The 5,121-nt window shown below is 67.2% G+C and carries 4 protein-coding genes; 2 read left to right on the forward strand and 2 right to left on the reverse strand.

Going from position 1 to position 5,121, the window contains the following annotated elements; translation table 11 throughout:
- On the forward strand, window positions 1–516 hold a 516-nt coding region (locus AC1D1S_RS19155; RefSeq protein ID WP_476995208.1), incomplete at its 5' end, for a LysM peptidoglycan-binding domain-containing protein.
- Window positions 517–666: 150 nt separating this feature from the next.
- A complete protein-coding gene (locus AC1D1S_RS19160; RefSeq protein WP_230008799.1) occupies window positions 667–1,152 on the forward strand; it encodes an Rv3235 family protein in 486 nt (161 codons plus the stop codon).
- A 252-nt stretch (window positions 1,153–1,404) separates the two neighbouring features.
- Here the strand turns inward: AC1D1S_RS19160 and secA are convergent, their stop codons facing one another.
- Together secA and AC1D1S_RS19170 are read right to left on the reverse strand one after the other, a co-directional pair.
- Entirely contained in the window at window positions 1,405–4,143 is a 2,739-nt protein-coding gene (secA, locus tag AC1D1S_RS19165; RefSeq protein ID WP_476995209.1) for a preprotein translocase subunit SecA, read from the reverse strand.
- A 103-nt stretch (window positions 4,144–4,246) separates the two neighbouring features.
- Window positions 4,247–5,121, reverse strand: an 875-nt coding sequence (locus AC1D1S_RS19170; protein WP_476995210.1) for a winged helix-turn-helix domain-containing protein, incomplete at its 5' end; no start/stop codon positions are given.

Here is a 5,121-nt window from a genome sequence, read left to right on the forward strand (position 1 = left end):
GGCAGGACCCGCGCGGCGGCCGCCACGGCCCGGTTCAGCCCGGCGTTCATGCGGCGGCTGGTGCTCGCCGCCGTCGGACTGCAGCTGCTGACGGCGCCGCTGGCCAGCGCGGCCACTGCGCCTGGCGGGTCCGGACCGGAAAGACCCGGTCCGGCAGCGGTATCGGCATCCTGGACTCCGTCACCCGGGGAGGCCTTGGCACCTGAGCCACAAGGGCCGGGAGCCGGTTCCGCGCTGGATCCGCGGTGGAAGCCGCTGAGCCCGATCGTGGATGCCGGGCCCCTGGCCGCACGCCATGTGCGCACACAGGACTTCCCCGGCGCCCGCAGGGAGGTCACGGTCCGGTCCGGCGATTCGCTGTGGAGCATCGCCGCGGCGGCGCTGGGGCCGTTGGCTTCCGACGCCGACATCGCCAGAGAGTGGCCCCGGCTCTATGCGGGCAACCGCGACGCTATCGGAGCCGACCCGCACTTCCTGCGGCCCGGACAGGTCCTGGTCCTCCCGCCGCCGCGCTAGGGGGCCGCCGCACCACACGCCGGGCCGCAACTCCGGCCCCACCCCGGCCCACCGAAGGCCACAGGACAAGCCGGTCGGAAGATTCGCCCGGTTCCAGCCACCCGCATCAGCCGCAAGCCACCCGCACCAGCCATCAGCAAAGGAACCGACATGAACGCAGTCACCGGGATCCGCTCAGCCGCGGCGACCCCCGTCCCGCACGCCCCCGCCCTCCGGGTTGTGTCCGGCACGGCAACACCACCGGCCAACCACGCCACTGCGGCCCCGCCGCCGCTGCGCGTTGTTGACGAGGCCCGCGAGATTTGTGCGATTTCCCGGAGCACCGTGCAGGCGGCGATCGAAGTGCTGGCCGGGACGCGGCCCGCACAGCAGCTCTCCCGGCGCCTGGACCCGCGCTGCCTGGCGGCCCTGCAGCACCGAGCCGCATTGACCCGCCGGGTTGCCTCCGGCAGCTCGCCAACGGCAGGCAGGCTGCACCGCAACCCGTCCGTCAGGTCCGTCCGGGCCTGCCGCGTGTCAGATGACGTCTACGAGGCCAGCGCGGTGGTGGTCGAGGAATCACGGGTTCGCGCGGTCGCGCTGCGGCTGGAGCGCGGCACGGCGGCCTGGCGCGTCACCGTGCTGGAGATCGGCTGAACGGCACCGCCGCAGGCACAAAACAGGCAGAGAGTCCGCACAAAACAAGCAGGGAGTCCGCAGAAAACGAGCAGAAAGCCGGCAAAAGAGAAAAGAGAGGCAGAGAACCGGCAGAAGCCAGTAGCCGGCCGAAGGCAGGAACCTGCGGAACCGGGCCGGTCTGCAAGGGAATGCCCGGCATGTAAGGGAAAGGAGGCGCAAACACGGGAGGACCGGAGCAAATGCTCCGGTCCTCCCGTGTTGGCCTCGTGCCTAGCGCCGCTTCTTCTTCGCAGCGCGGCGGCCGATGTCCTGCGCCGCGGCCTTGGCCGGGTTTCCCGAACGTCCGGAGACCTTCGCCTCGATCCGGGTCTGGGCGGCACCGTCCTCGCCAGGGGCGGTGTACTGCAGCTGCGCGGGTTTCTCCGGGGCTTCGAGCCCGGCAGCATGGATCTGCGGCTCGTGGTGTTCGGTGTGCTGGCCCTCGGCGTCCGCCACCACAACGTCTTCGGCCGGCGTCACTTCGACGTCGAGGTTGAACAGGAAGCCGACGCTCTCCTCGCGGATGGCCTCCATCATGGCTTGGAACATGATAAAGCCCTCGCGCTGGTACTCGACCAGAGGGTCACGCTGGGCCATGGCGCGCAGCCCGATGCCCTCCTTGAGGTAGTCCATCTCGTAGAGGTGTTCCTGCCACTTGCGCCCGATGACGGAAAGGACCACCCGGCGCTCGAGTTCGCGCATGCTCTCGGAGCCAATCGCCTGCTCCCTGGCCTGGTAGACCAGACGGGCATCGGAAAGGATCTCTTCCCGGAGGAACTCGGTCGTGATCCGGGACTTGCCGCCGGCCTCGTCAATGACGTCGCGCGGGGTGAAGCTCACGGGGTACAGGGTCTTGAGGTTGGACCACAGGAGGTTGAAGTCCCAGTCATCGCCGGTGCCCTCGGCTGTGGCTTCGTCGATGAAGGCGTTGATGGTGTCTTCCAGGAAGTACTGGACCTTCTCGTGGAGGTCATCGCCTTCGAGGATGCGGCGCCGGTCACCGTAGATCGCCTCGCGCTGGCGGTTCAGGACGTCGTCGTACTTCAGCACGTTCTTGCGCTGTTCGGCGTTGCGGCCTTCCACCTGGCCCTGGGCCGAGGCGATGGCACGCGAGACGAGCTTGGATTCGAGTGCGACGTCGTCGGGCACCGAGCTGTTCATGAGCCGCTCGGCCGCGCCGGAGTTGAACAGGCGCATCAGGTCATCGGTCAGGGAGAGGTAGAACCGGGACTCGCCGGGGTCGCCCTGGCGTCCGGAACGGCCGCGGAGCTGGTTGTCGATGCGGCGGGACTCGTGCCGTTCGGTGCCGAGCACGTAGAGTCCGCCCAGGTTCAGGACTTCCTCATGTTCGTCCTTGACGGACTGCTTGGCGGATTCGAACACCTCGGGCCACGCGGCCTCGTATTCCTCGGAGTTCTCCTCCGGGTCCAGGCCGCGCTTGGCCATTTCGGCGACGGCGGTGAATTCCGCGTTGCCGCCGAGCATGATGTCGGTACCGCGGCCGGCCATGTTGGTCGCGACCGTGACGGCGGCCTTGCGGCCTGCCTGGGCCACGATGGACGCTTCACGGGCATGGTTCTTGGCGTTCAGGACCTCGTGCCGGACGCCTTCCTTGGCCAGCAGCCGGGAGAGGTATTCGCTCTTCTCGACGCTGGTGGTGCCGACGAGGACAGGCTGGCCGTTTTCGTGGCGTTCGGCGATGTCCTTGACGACTGCGTCGAATTTGACGGTCTCGTTCTTGTAGACGAGGTCGGCCTGGTCGATCCGTGTCATGTCGCGGTTGGTCGGGATGGCGACGACGCCGAGCTTGTAGGTGCTCATGAACTCGGCGGCCTCAGTCTCGGCCGTGCCGGTCATGCCCGCAAGCTTGGCGTACATGCGGAAGTAGTTCTGCAGCGTCACGGTGGCGAGCGTCTGGTTCTCGGCCTTGATCTCGACGCCTTCCTTGGCTTCGATGGCCTGGTGCATGCCTTCGTTGTAGCGGCGGCCGGCGAGAATGCGGCCGGTGTGCTCATCGACGATCAGCACCTCGCCGTCGAGGATGACATAGTCCTTGTCGCGCTTGAACAGCTCCTTGGCCTTGATGGCGTTGTTCAGGAAGCCGATCAGGGGCGTGTTGGCGGACTCGTAGAGGTTGTGGATGCCGAGGTAGTCCTCGACCTTTTCAATGCCGGCCTCGAGGACACCGACGGTGCGCTTCTTCTCATCGACTTCGTAGTCGGTCTCGGCCTGCAGGCGTGTGACCACCTTGGCGAATTCGCTGTACCAGCGGTTGGTGTCCCCCTGGGCCGGACCGGAGATGATGAGCGGGGTGCGGGCCTCGTCGATGAGGATCGAGTCCACTTCGTCGACGATGGCGAAATGGTGGCCGCGCTGGACCAGTTCCGAGCTGTCCCACGCCATGTTGTCGCGCAGGTAGTCGAAGCCGAATTCGTTGTTCGTTCCGTACGTGATGTCCGCGGCGTACTGTTCGCGGCGCAGCGCAGGGTCCTGGTTGGACAGGATGCAGCCGCTGGTGAGGCCGAGGAAGCGGTAGACGCGGCCCATGAGGTCTGACTGGTATTCGGCGAGGTAGTCGTTCACGGTGACGACGTGGACGCCCTTGCCGGTGAGGGCGTTGAGGTAGGCCGGAGCGGTGGCCACCAGGGTCTTGCCTTCACCGGTCTTCATTTCCGCGATGTTGCCCAGGTGCAGGGCGGCGCCGCCCATGAGCTGGACATCGAAGTGGCGCATGCCGAGGGTACGGGACGAGGCCTCGCGCACGGCCGCGAACGCTTCGGGCAGCAGATCGTCGAGCTTCTCGCCGGCCTGGTGGCGTTCGCGCAGCCGGTCAGTTTCTTCACGGAGCTCGGCGTCCGTGAAGGTCTGGAAGGAGCTCTCCAGGGCATTGATGGAATCGGCATAGTTCCGCAGTTGCCGCAGGGTTTTTTTGTCACCCGTGCGGAGAAGTTTTTCGATAAGTGATGCCACGTGAAGTTGCTCCCAGTCTCAAGCTGCCGAATTCTGGCGTGTTTAGTCTACGGGAGAGACGCAAGGCCGGTGGCGCCTGTTCCCTCACAGCGGATAGTGCGGTTTACCGGGCAGCCACGGCTTCGGCGAGCGCCGGTGCAAGGTTCCCCATTGGCGAGACAACTACGTCGTCCAGTCCCAGCCACTCTGCCATGAGCTGCAGTTCCGCGGCGAGTTCGACGGCGGTGTCCTCCGGCGCGCCGGGTTCGGCATGGGCGGCCCTGGCCAGGAGCCGCCCGCCGGCCCGGTCCGCTTTGAGGTCGACCCGTGCGACGATCGCGTCGCGGAGCAGGAACGGCAGGACGTAGTAGCCGTACTTCCGCTTCGGCTCGGGAGTGTAGATCTCGATCCGGTAGTGGAACCCGAAGAGCTCCTCGAGCCTCCGGCGTTCGAACACGAGGGAGTCGAAGGGGCTCAGGAGCGCCCGTCCGGTGGCCGAGCGCGGCAGTTTCGCCTCCACGTGGCGGTACAGGGGCCGGTCCCAGCCGGATACCGTGACCGGCTGCAGCCGGCCGCTGTCCACGAGGTTCCGGACGGCGACGGCGGCGTCCTTCTGCGGTGTCCGGAAATAGTCGGCGAAGCATCGCACAGTCCCGATACCGTGGGCCTGTGCCGCGGCGTCGATCAGCCGGTCCATGGCCGCGGCCGCATCCGGTTCGGGTGCCGCCGCCTCCTTGCCCGGTCCGGGGAGCACCCGGGCGGTGAGGGCGTAGCGCCGTTCGAAGGAGTCGGTCCGCGAGGATGCGGACACAAGTCCCTCTTCGAAGAGATGTTCCAGCACCCTTTTGACGGCGTTCCAGTTCCAGCCCCAGTTGTCCCGCTGCTGGTCTTCCGCGTGGCCGAGCCGGGCTGTCAGTTCGGCGGCGGTCAGCGGCTTCCCGACGGCCAGGGTGTCCAGGACTTTGGCCGCCACCCCGTTGCGCAGTTCGGGGTCCATCG

The organism is Arthrobacter sp. P1_A5 (assembly GCF_056406825.1).

What these genes read in the sequence shown, in the direction of transcription:
- AC1D1S_RS19160 (WP_230008799.1), top strand. Translation starts at nt 667, where the DNA reads ATGAACGCAGTCACCGGGATCCGCTCAGCCGCGGCGACCCCCGTCCCG.